Source organism: Streptomyces sp. NRRL S-350 (assembly GCF_000719705.1).
In the GTDB taxonomy this organism is placed as follows: domain Bacteria; phylum Actinomycetota; class Actinomycetes; order Streptomycetales; family Streptomycetaceae; genus Kitasatospora.
Map to the genome: position 1 here is coordinate 12,357 of NZ_JOHO01000036.1, position 18,654 is coordinate 31,010.

Annotated in this window: 15 protein-coding genes; 9 read left to right on the forward strand and 6 right to left on the reverse strand. The window is 73.7% G+C overall.

Annotated elements, in window-relative coordinates:
* Nucleotides 1-53: 53 nt before the first annotated feature.
* Entirely contained in the window at nt 54-767 is a 714-nt protein-coding gene (locus tag IF30_RS0126760) for an ABC transporter ATP-binding protein (RefSeq protein WP_051711231.1), read from the reverse strand.
* A gap of 281 nt (nt 768-1,048) precedes the next feature.
* Between IF30_RS0126760 and IF30_RS0126765 the strand changes: the two genes are divergently transcribed.
* From IF30_RS0126765 to IF30_RS0126780, 4 genes are all read left to right on the forward strand, one after another.
* Nucleotides 1,049-2,512, forward strand: a complete 1,464-nt coding sequence (locus IF30_RS0126765; RefSeq protein ID WP_199807930.1) for a sensor histidine kinase — start codon at nt 1,049-1,051, stop codon at nt 2,510-2,512.
* Complete coding sequence (locus tag IF30_RS0126770; protein WP_030243177.1) at nt 2,464-3,111, forward strand: response regulator transcription factor; 648 nt, start codon at nt 2,464-2,466, stop codon at nt 3,109-3,111. Before IF30_RS0126765 ends, IF30_RS0126770 begins: the two co-directional genes overlap by 49 nt.
* Nucleotides 3,112-3,446: 335 nt before the next feature.
* Nucleotides 3,447-4,502, forward strand: a complete 1,056-nt coding sequence (locus IF30_RS0126775; RefSeq protein ID WP_051711233.1) for an isopenicillin N synthase family dioxygenase — start codon at nt 3,447-3,449, stop codon at nt 4,500-4,502.
* Nucleotides 4,503-4,805: 303 nt separating this feature from the next.
* Nucleotides 4,806-5,564 carry a MerR family transcriptional regulator gene (locus IF30_RS0126780; protein WP_051711235.1) on the forward strand — a complete coding sequence of 253 codons (759 nt, stop codon included), beginning with the start codon at nt 4,806-4,808 and terminating at the stop codon, nt 5,562-5,564.
* A 193-nt stretch (nt 5,565-5,757) separates the two neighbouring features.
* On the opposite strand, the gene IF30_RS0126785 is transcribed toward IF30_RS0126780, so the two are convergent.
* The 4 genes from IF30_RS0126785 to IF30_RS0126800 form a co-directional block, all read right to left on the reverse strand.
* Nucleotides 5,758-7,950: a 3-hydroxyacyl-CoA dehydrogenase NAD-binding domain-containing protein gene (locus tag IF30_RS0126785; RefSeq protein ID WP_030243182.1), complete on the reverse strand. Its 2,193-nt coding sequence runs from the start codon at nt 7,948-7,950 to the stop codon at nt 5,758-5,760.
* A 107-nt stretch (nt 7,951-8,057) separates the two neighbouring features.
* Complete coding sequence (locus IF30_RS0126790; protein ID WP_030243183.1) at nt 8,058-9,272, reverse strand: acetyl-CoA C-acetyltransferase; 1,215 nt, start codon at nt 9,270-9,272, stop codon at nt 8,058-8,060.
* Nucleotides 9,273-9,349: 77 nt separating this feature from the next.
* On the reverse strand, nt 9,350-10,492 hold the full coding sequence (locus tag IF30_RS0126795; protein WP_030243185.1) for an acyl-CoA dehydrogenase family protein: 1,143 nt from the start codon (nt 10,490-10,492) through the stop codon (nt 9,350-9,352).
* Between the two features lie 2 nt (nt 10,493-10,494).
* The gene (locus tag IF30_RS0126800; RefSeq protein ID WP_324605655.1) at nt 10,495-11,661 is read right to left on the reverse strand and encodes a CaiB/BaiF CoA-transferase family protein; all 1,167 of its coding nucleotides are present in this window, start codon (nt 11,659-11,661) and stop codon (nt 10,495-10,497) included.
* Nucleotides 11,662-12,006: 345 nt separating this feature from the next.
* Here IF30_RS0126800 and IF30_RS0126805 point away from each other — a divergent pair, with 345 nt between their 5' ends.
* The 5 genes from IF30_RS0126805 to IF30_RS0126825 all read left to right on the forward strand — a co-directional run bounded on the left by IF30_RS0126805 (nt 12,007) and on the right by IF30_RS0126825 (nt 16,714).
* Complete coding sequence (locus tag IF30_RS0126805) at nt 12,007-12,549, forward strand: GNAT family N-acetyltransferase (protein ID WP_051711237.1); 543 nt, start codon at nt 12,007-12,009, stop codon at nt 12,547-12,549.
* An 81-nt stretch (nt 12,550-12,630) separates the two neighbouring features.
* The gene (locus IF30_RS0126810) at nt 12,631-13,854 is read left to right on the forward strand and encodes a hypothetical protein (RefSeq protein WP_051711239.1); all 1,224 of its coding nucleotides are present in this window, start codon (nt 12,631-12,633) and stop codon (nt 13,852-13,854) included.
* Nucleotides 13,851-15,122 carry a sensor histidine kinase gene (locus tag IF30_RS0126815; RefSeq protein WP_051711241.1) on the forward strand — a complete coding sequence of 424 codons (1,272 nt, stop codon included), beginning with the start codon at nt 13,851-13,853 and terminating at the stop codon, nt 15,120-15,122. Before IF30_RS0126810 ends, IF30_RS0126815 begins: the two co-directional genes overlap by 4 nt.
* Nucleotides 15,123-15,190: 68 nt before the next feature.
* On the forward strand, nt 15,191-15,949 hold the full coding sequence (locus IF30_RS0126820) for a response regulator (RefSeq protein WP_078891717.1): 759 nt from the start codon (nt 15,191-15,193) through the stop codon (nt 15,947-15,949).
* Nucleotides 15,950-16,063: 114 nt separating this feature from the next.
* Entirely contained in the window at nt 16,064-16,714 is a 651-nt protein-coding gene (locus IF30_RS0126825; RefSeq protein ID WP_030243195.1) for a Pr6Pr family membrane protein, read from the forward strand.
* A 79-nt stretch (nt 16,715-16,793) separates the two neighbouring features.
* On the opposite strand, the gene IF30_RS0126830 is transcribed toward IF30_RS0126825, so the two are convergent.
* On the reverse strand, nt 16,794-18,401 hold the full coding sequence (locus IF30_RS0126830; RefSeq protein WP_030243197.1) for an ABC-F family ATP-binding cassette domain-containing protein: 1,608 nt from the start codon (nt 18,399-18,401) through the stop codon (nt 16,794-16,796).
* Nucleotides 18,402-18,654: the final 253 nt, after the last annotated feature.

Consider the following 18,654-nt stretch of genomic DNA (forward strand, 5'->3'; position numbering starts at 1 on the left):
CGCCGGGGCCTGGGGCCGTCCGCGCCGTCCGCGCCGTCCGCCGGCCCGCCCGCTCACTGCGCTCCCCCGGAGGTCGGCACGGCCGCCGTGTCCCGCACCAGCCGGCCGTCGAGCAGTTCGACCGTCCGGTCGGCGCAGGCCTCGGCGAGCGCGGTGTCATGGGTGACCAGCAGGATCGTCTGGCCCTGCGCGTTGAGCTCGCGCAGCAGGTCGCGGACGTCGGCGGCCGAAGCGGTGTCCAGCGCGCCCGTGGGTTCGTCGGCCAGCAGCAGCGGTGGGCGGTTCATCAGCGCCCGGGCCACCGCGACGCGTTGCCGCTCGCCGCCGGAGAGCCGACCGGGGAAGGCCTTCGCGTGCCGGGCCACCCCCAGCCGCTCCAGGAGCTCCCCGGCCCGGGCGCGGGCCTGCTCCCGCCGCATACCGGCCAGCTGTGCCGGGAGCAGCACGTTGTCCTCGACGTTCAGGTCGTCCAGCAGGTTGAAGAACTGGAACACCATGCCGATCCGCCGCCGCCGGTACGCGGCCAGCGCGGCCTCGCCCAGCCGGTGGACGGCCACGCCGTCCACCTCCACCTCGCCCTCGCTCGGCCGGTCGAGGCCGGCGATCAGGTTCAGCAGGGTGGACTTGCCGCTGCCCGAGCGGCCGACCACGGCCAGCGCCTCACCGGCCCGTACGTCCAGGTCGAGCCCGGCCAGGGCGGGCCGGGCGGCGTCGGATCGGTCGTACGTCCTGCTGACGCCGCGGATCCGGATGATCGGCGCGTTCACGGGCCCTCCACGGTTCGGGGTCCGGCGCCCGGGAGGACCCCGGGGCCGGCTGACGGGACATGACGCTACGAACCGCGGCGGGGGTGCTGACAGCCGTCTGGACGGCCTCTCGGAGGTGTATCCAGATACACCTCGAACTGGGTGTTCAGGCCTAGAGCGCAGGCCGCCACGGCCCGGCAGACTGAGCCACCGAAAGATCGGAACCGGGCTCCGCGAGGGCTTCGGTGCCGAGTGGTTCGAGGCCTCCTGACGGAGGCTCAGGGACGGAGAGGGGGCGCGTCATGACGGCTGGAACGCGTACGGGAGTGGCGGGCGGGGCGGCCCAGCGGGTCGGCCGGGCCTGCGTGGACGGGGTGCACGCCTGCTACCTCGTCACGATGGCCGTGACGGGACTGATCGCACTGCTGGCCGGCCCGGTCCTGCTGGTCGCGGCGCTGTTCGGCCCCGACGACCCGCGGCCGTTCGGGCCGGGCGGCCCCCTCCTCCTGGCGGTGCCGATGACGCCGGTCGCCCTCTGGGCGCTGTGCTGGGCCACCGGGGGCGGCGGCCGGGCGGTCGGGGCCGTCCTGTTCGCGCCGGGCACGCTCGCGGTGATGGCGACGAGCCTCTACGGCGGCGCCGCACCCGGCGGCCGGTCCGTCTCGCTCTGGTTGGCGCCCTCGCTGCTGGTGCTCGCGCTGTTCGGCGTGCGCTGGATCGCGACGGAGAACAGGCGGACCGTCGGGAAGTGGAGCGGGCGGCCGGTCCCGGTGCCGTACCACCGCGCGTCCGACGCCCTCGGCCCCTGGCAGCGGCTGCGGGCCGGCGGCTGGCTGACCGACCCGGCGACCTGGCGGGACCTGGCCTGGGCGCTGCTCACCGGCTTCGCGGTGGTGCTCACCGCCACGCTCGTCCTGGTGACCCCGCTCACCCTGGAGGTCTTCGGCCGGAACGGTCCGTTCTTCCCGCTGGCCATGGTCTACGCGATGGGCCTCTGCGCCGCCCCGGCGGCAGCCCTGTGGGCCGCCCCGCCGGTCCTGCGGATCCACGAGCGGGCCGCCCGCGCCCTGCTCGGGCCCTCCCGTCGGGCCGAACTCGCCCGCCGGGTCAGCCACCTGGCGCGAACGAGGACGGACACCATCGACGCCGGGGCGGCCGAGCTGCGCCGGATCGAGCGGGACCTCCACGACGGGGCGCAGGCCAGGCTGGTGGCCCTGGGCATGCTGCTGACCGTGGCCGAGCAGCTGAAGCACGACCCGGACGCCCTGGGCCCGCTGCTGGTCGAAGCCCGGATGTCCTCGGTCAAGGCGCTGAGCGAGCTGCGGGACCTGGTCCGCGGCATCCATCCCCCGGTGCTCGCCGACCGCGGGCTGGCCGACGCGGTGCAGGCGACCGCGCTGGACCTGCCGCTGCCGGTGACCTTCACGGGCGCCCTGCCCGGCCGGGCACCCGCCCCGGTGGAGTCGGCCGTCTACTTCGCGGTCACCGAACTCCTGGCCAACGTGGTGAAACACGCGGACGCCTCGCACGTGTGGATCGAGATAGGGCACAGTGACGGGCTGTTGCGGATATCGGTCACCGATGACGGGCACGGCGGCGCCGACCCGTCCCGGGGCACCGGCCTCAGCGGAACCGAACGCCGATTGGCCGCCTTCGACGGAGTGCTCGCGATCAGCAGTCCGTCCGGTGGTCCGACCATCGTGAACCTGGAGATCCCGTGCGCGTTGTCATCGCCGAAGACCTCTTCCTCCTCCGGGACGGCCTGACCCGGCTGCTGGAGGCCAACGGCATGAAGGTCACCGCGGCGGTCGAGAACGGTGACCAGTTGCTCGCCGCGGTGGCCGCCGACCAGCCGGACATCGCCGTGGTCGACGTCCGACTGCCGCCGGGCTTCACGGACGAGGGCCTGCGGGCCGCGCTGGCCGCCCGCCGGGCCCACCCCGGTCTGCCCGTCCTGGTGCTGTCGCAGTTCGTGGAGCAGCTGTACGCCCGTGAGCTGCTGGCCGGCAGCACCGGCGGGATCGGCTACCTGCTCAAGGACCGGGTGATGGACGGCACCCAGTTCATCGACGCCGTCCGGCGCGTCGCCCAGGGCGGTACCGCGATGGATCCCGAGGTGATCACCCGGCTCCTCACCCACAACTCCTCGGCGGGGCCGGTCTCCACGCTCTCCCCGCGCGAGCGGCAGGTGCTGGCCCTGATGGCGGAGGGCCGGTCCAACGCCGCCATCGCGCAACAACTGGTGATCACCGAACGGGCGGTCGCCAAGCACACCGCGTCGATCTTCGTCCGGCTCGACCTCCAGCCCTCCGACGACGACAACCGCCGGGTCCTGGCCGTCCTGGCGTACCTCAACAACACCTGACCGGAGAGGAGCCGCCCCGCCCCCCATCACTTGACCGCTCGCCGACAAGTCTGGAGTGGCCCTTCACCGCAGGGGGCTCGCTCGCCGCCGAACGGGTCATTTAGGCTAGTGCCGTGCTCATCCTTGTTCGCCGCCGCCACGTGGACCTGCTCCGCGTGACCACCATGTCCTGTCGACGCTCCGGCTGAACCTCGCGCCACCCACCCTCACCGGCAGCCCCCACCGGGCCGCCGCCACCTCCCGGCCCCCGGAGCACCAGCCGCACCAGGCGCTGCTCCGACCGCTCCCGGTCGACCACCGGAGCCGGCCGGGACGAGACACAGCGGATGTCACACATGACGCAGCAGCACACGCCCATATCCGAAACCGGCTCCGGCACCGGCACCGGCACCACCCCGGCGGGCGCCCTCCCGGTGATCGACCTCTCGCTCGCCGACGGCAGCCCGGACGACCGCCGCCACCTGCACGACGAACTCCGCGCCGCGGCCACCGGCGTCGGCTTCTTCCAGCTCGTCGGCCACGGCGTCACCCCCGAGGAGACCGCCGCTCTCACCGGGGCCATGCGCGCCTTCTTCGCGCTCCCCCAGGCCGACCGGCTCTCCGTGAGCAACCTCAACTCCCCCCACTACCGGGGCTACACCCGCACCGGCGACGAGCGCACCGGCGGCAGCCAGGACTGGCGCGACCAACTGGACATCGGCGCCGAACTGCCCCCGCACGTCCCCGGCACCGGCGAACCCCCGTACTGGTGGCTGGAGGGCCCCAACCAGTGGCCCGAGGCGCTCCCCGAGCTGCGCACCGCCGCACTCGGCTGGATCGACCACCTCGGCGAGGTGGCCCGGCGGCTGCTGCACGAACTCCTCGCCTCGATCGGCGCCCGCCCCGACTTCTACGACGACGCCTTCGCGGGCCACCCCCACCTGCGCCTCAAGCTGGTCCGCTACCCCGGCACCGCCCCGGACGGCGCCGGTCAGGGCGTCGGCGCCCACAAGGACTACGGCTTCATCACCCTGCTGCTCCAGGACACCGTGGGCGGCCTCCAGGTGGAGCGCGCGGACGGCACCTTCCTGGACGTCCCGCCGCTCGAAGGCGCCTTCGTCGTCAACCTCGGCGAACTGCTGGAGGTGGCCACGGACGGCTACCTGAAGGCCACCAGCCACCGCGTGGTCAGCCCGCCCGGGGCCCGCGAGCGCTTCTCCGTCCCGTTCTTCTACAACCCGCGCCTCGACGCCCACATCGCGCCGCTGGACTTCCCGCTCGCCCACCACGCCCCCGGCGCCACCGAGGACCCGGACAACCCGCTCTTCGCCGACTTCGGCCTCAACGAGTGGAAGGGCTACACCCGGGCCCACCCCGAGGTCACCCGCCGCCACCACGCCGCCCTCGCCTGACAGCGACCGCCCTCGCCTGACAGCGACCGCCTCGTCTGACAGCGGAAGGGGCATCCCGCCCCGGGTCGGGGACGGCGGGCACGGCGGGCAGCCCAATCGGCCGGCCCCGACGGAACCCGGAGGGCCGGACCGAAACATCCCCGCCCATACCAGGACGCCCCTGCCCGAGCCGGACCACCGGCGGACGGCAGGGGCTCCGGCGTACCCGCCCCCGCCACGGCCCCGCTGCCGGTGGACCGGGGCGGGCAGCACTGTCACACTGCTGCTGTCACAGCAGGAGTGTGCCAGCGCGGGAGGCAGCAGATGGGGGAGCACGGCGCCGTAGCGGGCGAGGTGCGGCTGACGGTGGACGAGTTGGCGGCCCGGGCGGGGGTGACGGTGCGGACGGTGCGGTTCTACGGGACGAGGGGGCTGCTGCCGCCGCCGGAGCTGGGGCCCCGGCGGGTGGGCCTGTACGGCGCGGCGCACCTGGACCGGCTGGAGCTGATCGAGGAACTACAGCGGCAGGGCCTGACGCTCGCGGCGATCGAGCGGTACCTGGCGCGGCTGCCGCAGGACAGTACGCCGCTGGACCTGGCGATCCACCGGGCGCTGGTGGCGTCTTGGACGCCCGAGGCGGCCGAGGAGTTGGGGCGGGCGCAGTTGGAGCGGCGGGCCGGGCGGGGGCTGTCGGAGGAGCAGGTCGAGCGGCTGGTGGCGATGGGCGCGCTGGAGCGGACCGGCGATCCGGAGGTGTTCCGGGTGGATCCGGGCCTGTTGCCGCTGGGCGTCCGGGTGCTGGACGTGCCGATCCCGCTGGAGACGCTGCTGGCCGCCCGGGCGGTGGTGCTGGAGCACAGCCGGGCGACGGCGCGGGAGTTGCAGCGGCTGTTCCGGGAGACGGTCTGGAAGCCGTACCGGGAGAGCGAGCCGGCGCCGGCCGAGCTGGCCCGGATGAAGGTGCTGACGGACCACATCCAGCCGATGGTGGCGCAGGCCCTGGTCACGGCGTTCCAGCGTTCGCTCCGGGAGGAGCTGGGTGAGGCCGTCCTCGACACGGCCTCACCCGATCACGGCGAGTAGAACGGTCGCGGGCACCAGGAAAACGGTCGCGGGCACCAGGAACCGGAGCACCCGAGGCCGCGAACCGCCAACCCGGCACCGCAGGACCGCGAACCGCCAACCCGGCACCGCAGGACCGCGAACCGGGGACCCGGCACCGCAGGACCAGGAGCCGGGAACCCGGGTGCCCGGAACCGGGAACCGCGCGGACCCGTCAGTCGCCGAACGTCCGTCCCTCCGCCGCGATCCGCTCCAGCAGCGCCGGCGGCGCGAACCGCTCGCCGTACGCGGCGGCGAGTTCGCGGGCGCGGGCCGCGAATCCGGCCGGGCCGCCCTCGTACCCGTTGATGTACTGGAACACGCCGCCGGTCCAGGCCGGGAAGCCGATGCCGAGGATCGAGCCGACGTTGGCGTCGGCGACCGAGGTCAGCACGCCTTCCTCCAGGCAGCGCACCGAGTCCAGGGCCTCGCTGAACAGCATCCGCTCCTTGAGGTCCTCGAAGGGCACGGCGTCGGCCGGGACGTCCGGGCCGGAGCCGGTGAAGTGCTCCAGCAGACCCGGCCACAGCCGCCCGCGCCTGCCGTCCTCGCCGTACTCGTAGAAGCCCGCGCCGCCGCTGCGCCCGGGGCGGCCGAACTCGTCGACCATCCGGTCGACGACCGCGTCCGCCGGGTGCGGCGTCCAGGTGCCGCCGACGGCCTCGACGGAGCGCCGGTACTCGTCGCGGATCTTGCGGGGCAGGGTGAGGGTGAGTTCGTCCATCAGGGAGAGCACCTTGGCGGGGTAGCCGGCCTGGGCGGCGGCCTGTTCGACGGTGGCGGGGTGGATGCCCTCGCCGACCATGGCGACGCCCTCGTTGAGGAACTGGCCGATCACCCGCGAGGTGAAGAAGCCCCGGGAGTCGTTGACCACGATCGGGGTCCTGTCGATCTGCCGGACCAGGTCGAAGGCGCGGGCCAGGGCCTCGTCGCCGGTCTGCGGGCCGCGGATGATCTCCACCAGCCGCATCTTGTCGACCGGCGAGAAGAAGTGCAGGCCGATGAAGTCGGCGGTGCGGCGGACGCCTTCGGCGAGCAGGCCGATCGGCAGGGTGGAGGTGTTGGAGCAGAGCAGGGCGTCGGGGGCGAGGACGTCCTCGACCTCCTGGAACACCTTGTGCTTGAGTTCGGTGTTCTCGAAGACCGCCTCGATCACGGCGTCGCAGCCGGCCAGGTCGGCGGCGTCGGCGGTGGGGGTGATCCGGGCGAGCAGTTCGTCGCGCTTGGCCTCGGTGGAGCGGCCGCGGGCGACGGCCTTGTCCAGCAGCCCCTGGGAGTAGGCCTTTCCGCGCTGGGCGGCCTCGGCGCTGACGTCCTTGAGCACGACCTCGATGCCGGCCTTGGCGCAGGCGTAGGCGATGCCCGCGCCCATCATCCCGGCGCCGAGCACGGCGACCTTGCGGACCGTGCGCTTGTCGATGCCCTTGGGGCGCCCGGCACCGGAGTTGACCGCCTGCATGTCGAAGAACAGGGCCTGGATCATGTTCTTGCTGGTCTGGCCGCAGGCGAGCTCGGTGAAGTAGCGGGCCTCGATCACCATCGCGGTGTCGACGTCCACCTGGCTGCTCTCGACGGCGGCGGCCAGCACGTTGCGCGGGGCCGGGTAGGGGGCGCCGTTGAGCTGCTTGCGCAGGTTGGCGGGGAAGGCGGGCAGGTTCGCGGCGAAGGCCGGGGTCGAGGGGGTGCCGCCGGGGATCTTGTAGCCCTTGACGTCCCAGGGCTGGACGGCGGTCGGGTTGGCCTCGATCCAGGCGCGCGCCCGGGCGGCCAACTCTTCGGGGGTGTCGACGAGTTCGTGCACCAGTCCGTGCTCCAGCGCCTGCGCGGGGCGGTACTGGCGGCCCTGGAGCAGGAACTTGAGCAGGGCGTCGGTGATGCCGAACAGCCGCACCGTGCGGACCACTCCGCCGCCGCCCGGCAGCAGGCCGAGGGTGACCTCGGGCAGGCCGATCCGGGCGGCGGGGGTGTTCAGCGCGACCCGGTGGTGGCAGGCGAGGGCGATCTCCAGGCCGCCGCCGAGCGCGCTGCCGTTGACGGCGGCGACGACCGGCTTGCCGAGGGTCTCCAGCGTGCGCAGCGAGCGCTTGATCCGCATGGACTTCTCGAAGACGGCCTCGGCGTCCTCGGGGCGGGCGGCGGAGAGCATCCGGAGGTCTCCCCCGGCGAAGAAGGTCTTCTTGCCGGAGGTGATCACGACGCCGCGCAGCCCGTCCTCGGCGGCGAGGCGGGCGAGCCGTCCGACGGCGGTCTCGAAGTCGGCGGTGAAGGCCTCGTTCATGGTGTTCACGGACTGGGTGGGGTCGTCGAGGACGAGGGTGACCACGCCGTCCTGGTCCTGCTCCCAGCGGATGGTGGTGGTGTCGCTCATGGGTTCACGGTCTCCAGGTCTGCCGAGGGAGGTGTCACGCGCAGCGTGGCCCACGGAGGGCGGCGGTGGGCGCCGGGCGGGCTCGGACGTCTGCGGGGGGGAGGGAGTCAGACGCGTTCGACGATGGTGGCGATGCCCATGCCGCCGCCCACGCAGAGGGTGATCAGGCCGTAGCGCAGGTCGCGCCGCTCCAGTTCGTCGATCACGGTGCCGAGCAGCATCGCGCCGGTGGCGCCGAGGGGGTGGCCGAGGGCGATGGCGCCGCCGTTGACGTTCACCTGGTCGGGGCGGAAGCCGAGTTCGCGGGTGAAGCGGAGCGCGACGGCCGCGAAGGCCTCGTTGATCTCGACGAGGTCGATGTCGGCGGCGGTGAGTCCGGCCTTGGCGAGGGCCTTGCGGGTGGCGGGGGCCGGGCCGGTGAGCATGATGGTCGGCTCGGAGCCGGAGACGGCGGCGGAGACGATCCGGGCGCGCGGGCGCAGCCCGTGGCGTTCGCCGATCTCGCGGTTGCCGATGGCGACCAGCGCGGCGCCGTCCACGATGCCGGAGGAGTTGCCCGCGTGGTGGACGTGGTCGATCGCCTCGACCCAGTGGTACTTCTGCAGGGCGACGGCGTCGAAGCCGCCGGCTTCGCCGATGGCGGCGAAGGAGGGCTTGAGGCCGGCCAGGGTCTCGACGGTGGTGCCGGGGCGGATGAACTCGTCGCGCTCCAGCACGACCAGGCCGTTGCGGTCGCGCACGGGGACCACCGAGCGGTCGAACAGGCCGTCGGCCTGGGCCTTGGCGGCGCGGGCCTGGGACTCGGCGGCGAAGGCGTCCACGTCGGTGCGGGACAGGCCCTCGATGGTGGCGATGAGGTCGGCGCCGATGCCCTGCGGCACGAAGTTGGTCTCGTACGCGGTCATCGGGTCGGCGAACCAGGCGCCGCCGTCGGAGGCCATCCTGACCCGGGACATCGACTCCACGCCGCCGGCCAGGATCAGGTCCTCCCAGCCCGAACGGATCTTGGCGGCGGCCATGTTGACGGCTTCCAGGCCGGAGGCGCAGAAGCGGTTCTCCTGGACGCCGGCGACGGTGTCCGGCAGGCCGGCCGCGATGGCGGCGATCCGGGCGATGTCGGAGCCCTGGTCGCCGACCGGGCTGACCACGCCGAGCACGATGTCGTCGATCGCCGCCGGGTCCAACTCGGGGTAGCGGCGGCGGAGTTCGTTGATCAGGCCGACGACCAGGTCGATCGGCTTGGTGCCGTGCAGCGAGCCGTTGGCCTTGCCCCGGCCGCGCGGGGTGCGGATCGCGTCGTAGACGTACGCTTCGGTGGTCACGATGGAGGAGCCTTTCGGAGCGGGGACTTGGCGGGAGGCGGGCTTGGCGCGGGACGGGCCCGGCCCGGCCGAGGGCGTCAGCCGAGGATGGAGCGGCCCACGATCTCCTTCATGATCTCGGTGGTGCCGCCGTAGATGGTCTGGATGCGGCCGTCGGTGAACGCCCGGGCGACCGGGAACTCGCTCATGTAGCCGTAGCCGCCGTGCAGTTGGAGGCACCGGTCGGCGGTGCGCTTCTGCAGCTCGGTGGCCCACCACTTGGCCATCGAGGCGTCGGCCGGGGTGAGCGCGTAGCGGTTGTGCTCGGTGATGCAGCGGTCGACGAAGGTCCGGGTGACGGCGCACTCGGTGGCCAGTTCGGCGATCTCGAAGCGGACGTGCTGCAGTTTGGCGAGCGGGCGGCCGAAGGCCTCGCGCTGTTTGACGTAGTCGGTGGTGATCTCGACCAGGTACTCGGCGCCGGCGATCGCCGCGGCCGCGATGGCCAACCGCTCCTGGGCGAGGTTCTGCATCAGGTGGACGAAGCCGCCGTGGAGCTCGCCGATCAGGTTCTCCTTGGGCACCCGGACGTCCTCGAAGAACAACTCCGCGGTGTCCTGGGCCTTCTGGCCGATCTTGTCGAGGTTGCGGCCGCGCTCGAAGCCGGCCGTGCCGCGTTCGACGGCCAGGAGGCTCAGCCCGCGTGCGCCGCCTTCGGGGGTGGTGCGGGCGACCACGATCACCAGGTCGGCGAGGATGCCGTTGGAGATGAAGGTCTTGGCGCCGTTGAGCAGGAAGTGGTCGCCGCGGTCGACCGCCTGGGTCCGGATGCCCTGCAGGTCGGAGCCGGTGCCGGGCTCGGTCATCGCGATCGCCGTGATCAGTTCGCCGGAGCAGAACCCGGGCAGCCAGCGGCGCTTCTGTTCCTCGGTGGCGAGGGCGGTGAGGTAGGGGCCGATGATGTCGTTGTGCAGGCCGATCGCCAGCCCGGACGCTCCGGCCCGGGCGAACTCCTCGGCCACCACGGCGGCGTAGCGGAAGTCCGGGGTGCCGCCACCGCCGTACTCCTCCGGGACGGCGATGCCGAGCAGGCCCTGGCGGCCGGCGGCGAGCCAGGCGGACCGGTCGACGATGCCCGCCTTCTCCCAGCGGTCGTGGTGCGGCAGTACCTCCTTGGCGAGGAAGGCCCGCACGGTCGCCCGGAAGTCGTCGTGCTGCTCGGTGAAGATCTCGCGCTGCAACGCTACTCTCCTTGCTCTTCCTTGGAGTCGAGGGTCGGGACGCCCCAGTCCCGGGCCACCTCCGCGGTGTCCGCGCCCGGCCGCGCGGGTGGGCGGCGCAGCGCGCCGGGGGTGGCGGAGAAGCGGGGGGCGGGGGCGGGCTGGGTGACGCCGTCCGCCTCGACGTACGTCCCGCGCGCCGCCAGGTGCCCGTCCGCAGCGGCCTGGCGCATCGTCAGGACGGGTTCCACGCAAGCGTCGGAGCCGGCGAAGACGGCCTCCCATTCGGCCCTGGTGCGGGTGGCGAAGCGGGCGGCGACCAGGGCCCGCAGTTCGGGCCATCGGGCGAGGTCGTACTGGCCGGGCGCGTCCGGGCCGAGCCCGAGCAGGCGGGCGAACTCGGCGTAGAAGCGCGGCTCCAGCGCGCCGACGGCCAGGTGCCCGCCGTCGGCGGCCCGGTAGACGGCGTAGAACGGTGCGCCGCCGTCCAGCAGGTTGACGCCCCGGCGGTCCTGCCACTGGCCGGCCGCGAGCAGGCCCCACAGCATGCTGCCGAGGTGCGCCGCGCCGTCCACGATCGCCGCGTCCACGACTTGGCCCTCGCCGGTGGCCCGGGCGTGGTGCAGCGCGGCGAGCAGGCCGACGACCAGGTAGAGGGATCCGCCCGCGTAGTCGCCCAGCAGGTTGGCCGGTATTCCGGGAGCCCCGTCGGCACCGCCCGGCGCCGCCACCAGCCCCAGCACCCCGGCGACCGCCGTGTACCCGAGGTCGTGGCCGGCGGTCGCCGCCCGGGGCCCTTGCTGTCCCCACCCGGTCATCCGCCCGTAGACCAGCGCCGGATTGCGCGCCAGGCACGGCCCCGGGCCGACGCCGAGGCGCTCCGCGACGCCGGGCCGGTAGCCCTCGATCAGCAGGTCCGCCCGCTCCACCAGGTCCAGCACCCGGCCGGGGCCTTCGGGTGACTTGAGGTCGATCAGCACCGAGCGCTTGTTGCGGTTGGTGAGGTCGTACGCCGGGTCGGTGCCGAGCGGTGGCGGTTCGGGGCGGTCCACCCGCACGACGTCCGCCCCGAGGTCCCCCAGGAGCATCGCAGCGAACGGCCCCGGCCCGATCCCGGCGAGTTCCACCACCCGCACACCCGCCAACGGGCCAGGGGTGCCCTCGCCCACCGGACTGCTCGTGTCACGCACTGGCCGCGAACCCTTCAGGGTTTGACAGTAAAGCTGTAACACTCGGGATGATAGAGAAGCGACCCGCCGGTAACAAGACCTCCGGCCCGCACGGCGCCGCCCCGACAACCGTTCCCACCGGCAGGCCGCGTCGACGCCGGAGCAGGGAAGCGGAGCGAGGAAGCAGAGCGGGAAAGCGGATCGAGAAGGTCGGAGCCGGAAGGCCGGGGCGGGAAGGCCGGGGCGGGAAGGCCGGGGCAGGGAAGCCCGCAACGGGAAGCCCGAGCAGGAAAAATGCCGGGCATCCGTCGACGGTAATGGCCTATCGTGCAGCCCAGCCATTACTCCGACGGCGAGGGAAGAACCGTGATCACCACCGACCTGATCGAACGCACCGGGCGCACGATCGTCACCGTCTCCGAGCGACTGGTGCTCACGCAGCCCCGGCCCGGGGACACCGAGGCCGTGTTCGCCGTCCACGGGGATCCGGAGACCAACCGGTACAACCCGCACGGGCCGCAGCGGGACATCGCCCAGGCCCAGGAGATGCTGGACGGGTTCGTGGCCGACTGGGTGCGGGACGGGGTGGGGTACTGCGCCGTGTCGACGCGGGAGGAACCGGCGGTGATCATCGGGTTCGCCGGACTGTACCTGCACACGCTGGACGGGGAACGGGTGTTCAACCTCTACTACCGCTTCCGGCCGTCCGCCTGGGGCCTGGGGTACGCGGCGGAGGCGGCACGGGCCGCGATGGCGCAGGCACTGCCGCGCTTCCCCGGGATCCCGGTGGTCGCGCTGATCCGGGCGGACAACCTGCCCTCGCGGCGGCTCGCCGAGCGGCTCGGACTGGTGGCGGACCCGGACGGCCGGGTCGACCACGAGGACCGGCTGATCCACCGCATGGCGTGAGCCGAAGATCCCCCGCCGGGGGGAGGGGGATCACGCCCCGGGCGGAGGACCGCGGCCGGGGCGCCGCGCGACCGTGGGGGCATGAGGATCAACGAAGGCACCGTACGGGCCGGGGCGGCGTGGACGGCGATGGCGGCCACGGCGCCGTACCTGACGCTCAAGCTGCTGTGGCTGACCGGCCATCCGGTGGGGTCGGGCGACACCGACGCGATGGACCGGCTGTGGCTGGTCAACCTGCTCACCTTCGGAATGGACGCCATCGCGGTGGCCCTGGCGCTGGCCTTCGTACGGCCGTGGGGCCGGCGCGTGCGGGCCGGACTGGTGGCGTTCCCGATGTGGGTCGCGACCGGGCTGCTCGGCACGATCCTGGTGGCGCTGCCACTGGACCTGCTGAGCGTCCTGGTGCTCGGGCCGGAGCCCGACAGCGGCCAGAGCGACGACCGGGGCCTCGCGGGCTGGGTGTTCGCCGTCGTGTACGGCGGGTTCGCCGTGCAGGGCCTCGCGCTGATCACCGCCTTCGTCCTGTACGCCCGGCGGCGGTGGGCCGCGCTGCTGCGCGAGCGGATCGGCGACCTGCCGCGCTCCCCCACCCTGGCCGTGCAGCGCGGTCTCGGCTGCGCGGCGGCGCTGCTCGCCGTCGGCGTCGCGGCGGCACGGCTGTACTGGGCGGCGGGCGGTGCGGCCGGGGTGCCGATCGCGATGGCGCAGGAGCGGGACCGGGGCGTGGCCGTGATGAACGGGGTGACCGCGCTGATGGCGGTGGCCGCCGTGACGGCACTGCTGGTCCTGGTGTTCCGGCTCGGGCCGCGACGGCGACTGCTCGGACCCCTGCTGGTGGCGTGGACGGCGGCCGGCTCGCTGTTCGGGTGGGGCAGCTGGCAGCTGGTGGCCTTCGGCGCGGCGCCGTCCCGGGTGACGGACCTGCGGATGGCGGTGCCCGGGCTGATGTCCCTGGTGCAGGCGGCGCAGGTGGTGGCCGGGGTGCTGGTCCTGGCCGTCGGCGCGATCGCCCTGACCGAGCGGGCGGCACACGCGGCCGGGGTCACGGCCACGGCCCCCGCCGTAGCGCCCCCGGAAACTGCGGGGGCTGCGGGCACTGCGGGCGCTGCCGGCGCTGCGGGCACTGCGGGCGCTGCCGGCACTGCGGGGGCTGCGGGGGCTAGGGGGGCTACGGGGACTGCCGGACCCACCGGCGCCACAAGGACCGCGAGAGCACCACGAACCGCCGTACCAGCCGCCGTACCAGCCGTCGCACCGGCCGTCGCACCGGCTGACGTCCGGGCTGACGTACAGTCACCCGGATGAACACGGGGGCGGGCACGCGGCTGCGGCGTGCGGTGGAGGCGCTGGTCGGGCGGCGGGCCCGGCTGCGCTGGGTGCACCTGGTGCTGGGCGGCGCGCTACTGATGCCCTACTGGCTGCTGTCGATCGTGATGCTCGGGGCCCTCGACCAAGACCAGGCGCCTGCCCGCCAGGCGCTGCTGCAGGTCCTCGCGCTGTTCACCTCGCTGCCGATGGCCGCCGTCACGGCACTGGTGCCGACGGTCCGGGGGCTGGAGGGCGCGGCGGCACGGGCCCTGTGCGCGGCCGCCCGGCCGGAGGAACTGGCCACCGGGCCGGCCCGCTCGTGGCCGGCCCGACGCCGCACCGCGCTCTGGTTCGTGCTGCACCTCTTCCTCGGCGGGGTGGTCGCCGGGATGACGCTGGCCGGAGCGCCGTTCTCGATCGTGCTGATCCTCGGCTTCGGCGGCGCCCAGGACCTCATCCGCTTCTGGGAGGACCGCTTCCCCGACTGGGTGTTCACCGGCCCCGCCCTCGGCCTCGCCGTCCTGCTGCTGATCGTCCTCGCCAACGCCGGCTTCGGCGCCCTGCTCGCCCGCTGGGCGCCCGCCCTGCTCGGCCCCACCCCCGAGGAGCGGCTGGCCGCCGCCGAACGCCGGGCCACCGTGCTCGACCAGCGCAACCGGCTGGCCCGCGAACTGCACGACTCGGTCGGGCACGCTCTCAGCGCGGTGGGCATCCAGGCCTCCGCCGCCGCACGGGTCCTGCGCACCGACCCGGACTTCGCCGCCGAGGCGCTGCAGGCGATCGAGGAGACCGCGCGGGCGGCCGTCTCGGAGCTGGACTCCGTGCTCGGCCTGCTGCGCGAGGAGGAGTCGGGGGCGGCCGGACCGGCCGGGCCCACCCTCGCCGGGCTGGACGACCTGCTGCGCCAGCTCGCCCGCACCGGCGTGGCGGTGGACGCCGAGCTGCCGCCGGGTTTGGCGGGACTGCCCGTCGCGGTCTCCCGCGAGGCGTACCGGATCGTGCAGGAGGGCCTGACCAATGTGCTGCGGCACGCCGGACCCGCCCCGGCCGGGCTGCGGGTCGGGCTGGCCGGGGACCGGCTGGAGATCGAACTGACCAACCCGCTGGGCCCCGGCCGCCCGAGCCGGCCCGGCGGCGGGCGCGGGCTGCGCGGGATCGGGGAGCGTGCGGCGGCCCTGCACGGCGGCAGCACCGCCGGGCCGAGCGCGGACGGAACGACGTGGCGGCTGGCCGTCTGGCTGCCGGTGGGGGGAACTGCACGATGAGCGACACGGACAGGGCGAGCGGTACGGACACGGCGAGCGGTACGGACAGGGCAAGCGGTACGGACACGATGAGCGACACCGACGCGGTGAGCGGCACGGACACGGCGAGCGACACCGCCACGGTGAGCGGCGGAGAGCCCACGGGCGGCGGGGGCGACGCCACGGCCGTCATCCGCGTGGTGATCGCGGACGACGAGCGGCTGGTCCGGATGGGCCTGCGGGTGGTGATCGATGCCGAGCCGGACCTCACCGTGGTCGGCGAGGCCGCCGACGGGGCCGAGGTCGTCCCGCTGGTGCGCGGCCTGCGGCCGGACGTGGTGCTGATGGACGTCCGGATGCCCGGCATCGACGGGATCCGGGCGACCGAGCAGCTGGTCGCCGGAATGGCCGAGCCGCCGAGGATCCTGGTGGTCACCACCTTCGAGCACGACGACCACGTCTACGACGCGCTGCGCGCGGGCGCGGCCGGGTTCCTGCTGAAACGGGCCCGGGCCGAGGAGATGGTGCAGGCGGTGCGGCTGGTCGCACGCGGGGACTCGCTGCTCTTCCCGGCGGCCGTCCGCGAGCTCGCGCTGCGCCACGGCGGGGACCGGCGGCGGGAGGACGCGGCCGACCGGGGGCCGATCGGGCGGCTGACCGAGCGGGAGGGGCAGGTGCTGCGGCTGATGGCCTCCGGGCTCAGCAACGGCGAGATCGCCCGGCGACTGGTGGTGAGCCCGGAGACGGTGAAGACGCACGTCGGCAGTGTGCTCGCCAAGCTGGGCGCACGGGACCGCACTCAGGCCGTCATCGCGGCGTACGAGTCGGGGTTCGTCCTGCCGGGCTGAGAGGCCGACGGAATCGCACACGGGTTCCACCCCGCCGCTACCAGCGAGTAGAGTGCGACTCCCCCCTCAGCCGTCCGATACCTCCCGTATCGCCTGAAACGAACTGGTGGCCGCATGACAGTCCGGACCCGCCCCGCGCTGTGGTGGCGCATGGGAATCGTGCTCTCGGCGGGCCTGGGCCTGTCCCTCGGGACCGCGCCGCTGGTGTACTTCACCGTGCAGAGCAACGTGATCGTGCTCGGCTACTTCATCGGCGCGGTGTACTGGATGACCAAGCGCGGCACCGTGGACGCGCCCGCGCCCCGGCTGCGCGGCGCCGCCACGCTGTACATCCTGATCACCGGGCTGGTCTCGCACATCCTCCTTCAGCACGGCGCCAGCCCGCTGCCCGGACTGGTCAGCGGGCCGGACCGGCTGGCGCACTGGTCGTCGTTCTTCCTGCACTACGTGACACCGGTGATGGTGATCGCCGACTGGCTGGTGTTCAAGCCCCGCAACGCGGCGGCCTGGAAGGACATACCGCTCTGGCTGGCCTTCCCGCTGGGCTACGCGGCGATCGTGCTCGCCCGCAACGCGCTGTTCGACGACTACCCGACGCCCTACCCCTACTTCTTCTTCGACCCGACCACCAAGGGCTACGGGTACGTCTGGGGCCAGATCGCCCAGCTGACCGTCGAGTTCGTGGTGCTCGCCGCGGTCGTCGTCGGGCTGGACCGGCTCGGGACGCTAATCGCGGGCAAGCTGCGCCCGGCGCCGCAGGCCTGAGCAGCCGGGCGCACCCTGGCACCCGGGTACGCGGGTGCCAGGGTGTCAGGGCGCCCGGGCGCCCGGGTGCCTTGAGCCGCTACATCGGATCCACCGCCCGTAGTTCGCCGTCCAGCTCCAGCCACCTGGTCAGCCCCAGGCCGCGCAGGAACGGCAGGTCGTGGCTGACCACGATCAGCGCGCCCTGGTAGGCGGCCAGTGCCTGGGTCAACTGGCGGACGCTGGCGAGGTCCAGGTTGTTGGTCGGTTCGTCGAGCAGCAGCAGCTGGGGTGGCGGGTCGGCCAGCAGGAGGGCGGCCAGGGTGGCCCGGAACCGCTCGCCGCCGGACAGGGTGCCGGCCGGCTGCTCGGCCCGGGCGCCGCGGAACAGGAAGCGGGCGAGCCGGGCACGGATCGCGTTGTTGCCCGCGGCGGGGGCGAACAGCTTGACGTTCTCCACCACGCTGAGCTTGTCGTCCAGCAGGTCGAGCCGCTGCGGGAGGTACCGCAACGGCACCGGGGTGGTGATCTCTCCTTCCAGCGGGGCGAGTTCGCCCGCGATGGTGCGCAGCAGGGTGGACTTGCCGGCTCCGTTGCGGCCGACCAGGGCGATCCGCTCGGCACCGCGCAGGTCGAGGTCGGCGGTGGTGCCGTAGGGCAGCCGGACCTTCTGCAGGGTGAGCACCGTGCGACCGGCCGGGACGGCGGTGCGCGGCAGGTCGATCCGGATCTCGGCGTCGTCCCGGACGGCCTCCTCGGCCGCGTCGAGCCGCGCCTTGGCCTCCTCCAGCCGCTCGGTGTGCATGCCCTGGAGCCGCCCTGCGGTCTCCTGGCCCTTGCGTTTGAGCATGCCGGCGAAGATGTGCGGGTCGTTGCGGGTGACCGACCGCTTCTTGCCGTACGCGGCGCTGCGCTCCAGCCGGGAGCGGGCCTCGACCAAGTCCCGCTTCTGGCGCTGGACGTCGGCCTCGGCGTTGCGCAGCAGCCGCTCGGCGGTCTCCTGCTGGGCGGCGAGGGTGCGCTCGTACGCGTCGAAGTTCCCGCCGTACCAGGTGACTTCGCCGTCCCGCAGGTCGGCGATCTGGTCGACGTGCCGGAGCAGTTCGCGGTCGTGGCTGACGATCAGCATCACGCCGTGCCAGCCGGCCACCGTCTCGTAGAGCCGCTCGCGGGCGGCCCGGTCGAGGTTGTTGGTGGGCTCGTCGAGCAGCAGGACGTCGGGCCGGGCCAGCAGCAGGGCGGCCAGCCGCAGCAGCACCGCCTCGCCCCCGGAGAGCTCGCCGGTGGTGCGGTCGAGGCCGAGGCGGTGCAGCCCGAGCCGGTCGAGGGTGGCACGGGCGCGCTCCTCGACGTCCCAGTCGTCGCCGACGGCGTCGAAGTGGCGCTGGTCGGTGTCGCCGGACTCGATGGCGTGCAGGGCCTCGCGGGTGGCGCGGATGCCGAGCGCTTCGTCCACCCGCAGCGCCGTGTCGAGCGACAGGCCCTGCGGCAGGTAGCCGAGTTCGCCGTCGACCCGGACGGTGCCGCCGGTGGGGGTGAGTTCACCGGCGATCAGCCGCAGCAGGGTGGACTTGCCCGCGCCGTTGAGCCCGATCAGGCCGGTGCGGCCGGGTCCGACGGCGAGGTGGAAGCCGTCCAGGACGGGCTTGCCGTCCGGCCACTCGAAGGCGAGGTCGGTGCAGAGGACGGCGGTGGTGGGTTGTGCCATGAAGGGACTCCCGGGGTGGTTGCCGAAGGGGTGGTGAGCAACACGGGGAGACACCGCGGGTGCGGGACGGGGACGGTCGACGGACAGGGTGGCGGAATGACGCGCCACGGGGCCGTGACTGAGGTCGCGCACTCGCTCACCGCGCGGCGAATCGGCCTGCGCGGCGGGGCGGTGTCCCGGGACCTCAGTAGAGCAACGGCCTTCTCCTTGTCTGGCTGACGACCCGGACAACGCTAGGGATGTCGACGGACGC

Excerpts from the sequence above, each read along its gene's own strand:
- IF30_RS0126765 (WP_199807930.1), top strand. The coding sequence starts at position 1,049 with ATGACGGCTGGAACGCGTACGGGAGTGGCGGGCGGGGCGGCCCAGCGG.
- IF30_RS0126775 (WP_051711233.1), top strand. The coding sequence starts at position 3,447 with ATGACGCAGCAGCACACGCCCATATCCGAAACCGGCTCCGGCACCGGC.
- IF30_RS0126780 (WP_051711235.1), top strand. The coding sequence starts at position 4,806 with ATGGGGGAGCACGGCGCCGTAGCGGGCGAGGTGCGGCTGACGGTGGAC.
- IF30_RS0126785 (WP_030243182.1), bottom strand. The coding sequence starts at position 7,950 with ATGAGCGACACCACCACCATCCGCTGGGAGCAGGACCAGGACGGCGTG.
- IF30_RS0126810 (WP_051711239.1), top strand. The coding sequence starts at position 12,631 with ATGAGGATCAACGAAGGCACCGTACGGGCCGGGGCGGCGTGGACGGCG.
- IF30_RS0126815 (WP_051711241.1), top strand. The coding sequence starts at position 13,851 with ATGAACACGGGGGCGGGCACGCGGCTGCGGCGTGCGGTGGAGGCGCTG.
- IF30_RS0126820 (WP_078891717.1), top strand. The coding sequence starts at position 15,191 with ATGAGCGACACCGACGCGGTGAGCGGCACGGACACGGCGAGCGACACC.
- IF30_RS0126825 (WP_030243195.1), top strand. The coding sequence starts at position 16,064 with ATGACAGTCCGGACCCGCCCCGCGCTGTGGTGGCGCATGGGAATCGTG.
- IF30_RS0126830 (WP_030243197.1), bottom strand. The coding sequence starts at position 18,401 with ATGGCACAACCCACCACCGCCGTCCTCTGCACCGACCTCGCCTTCGAG.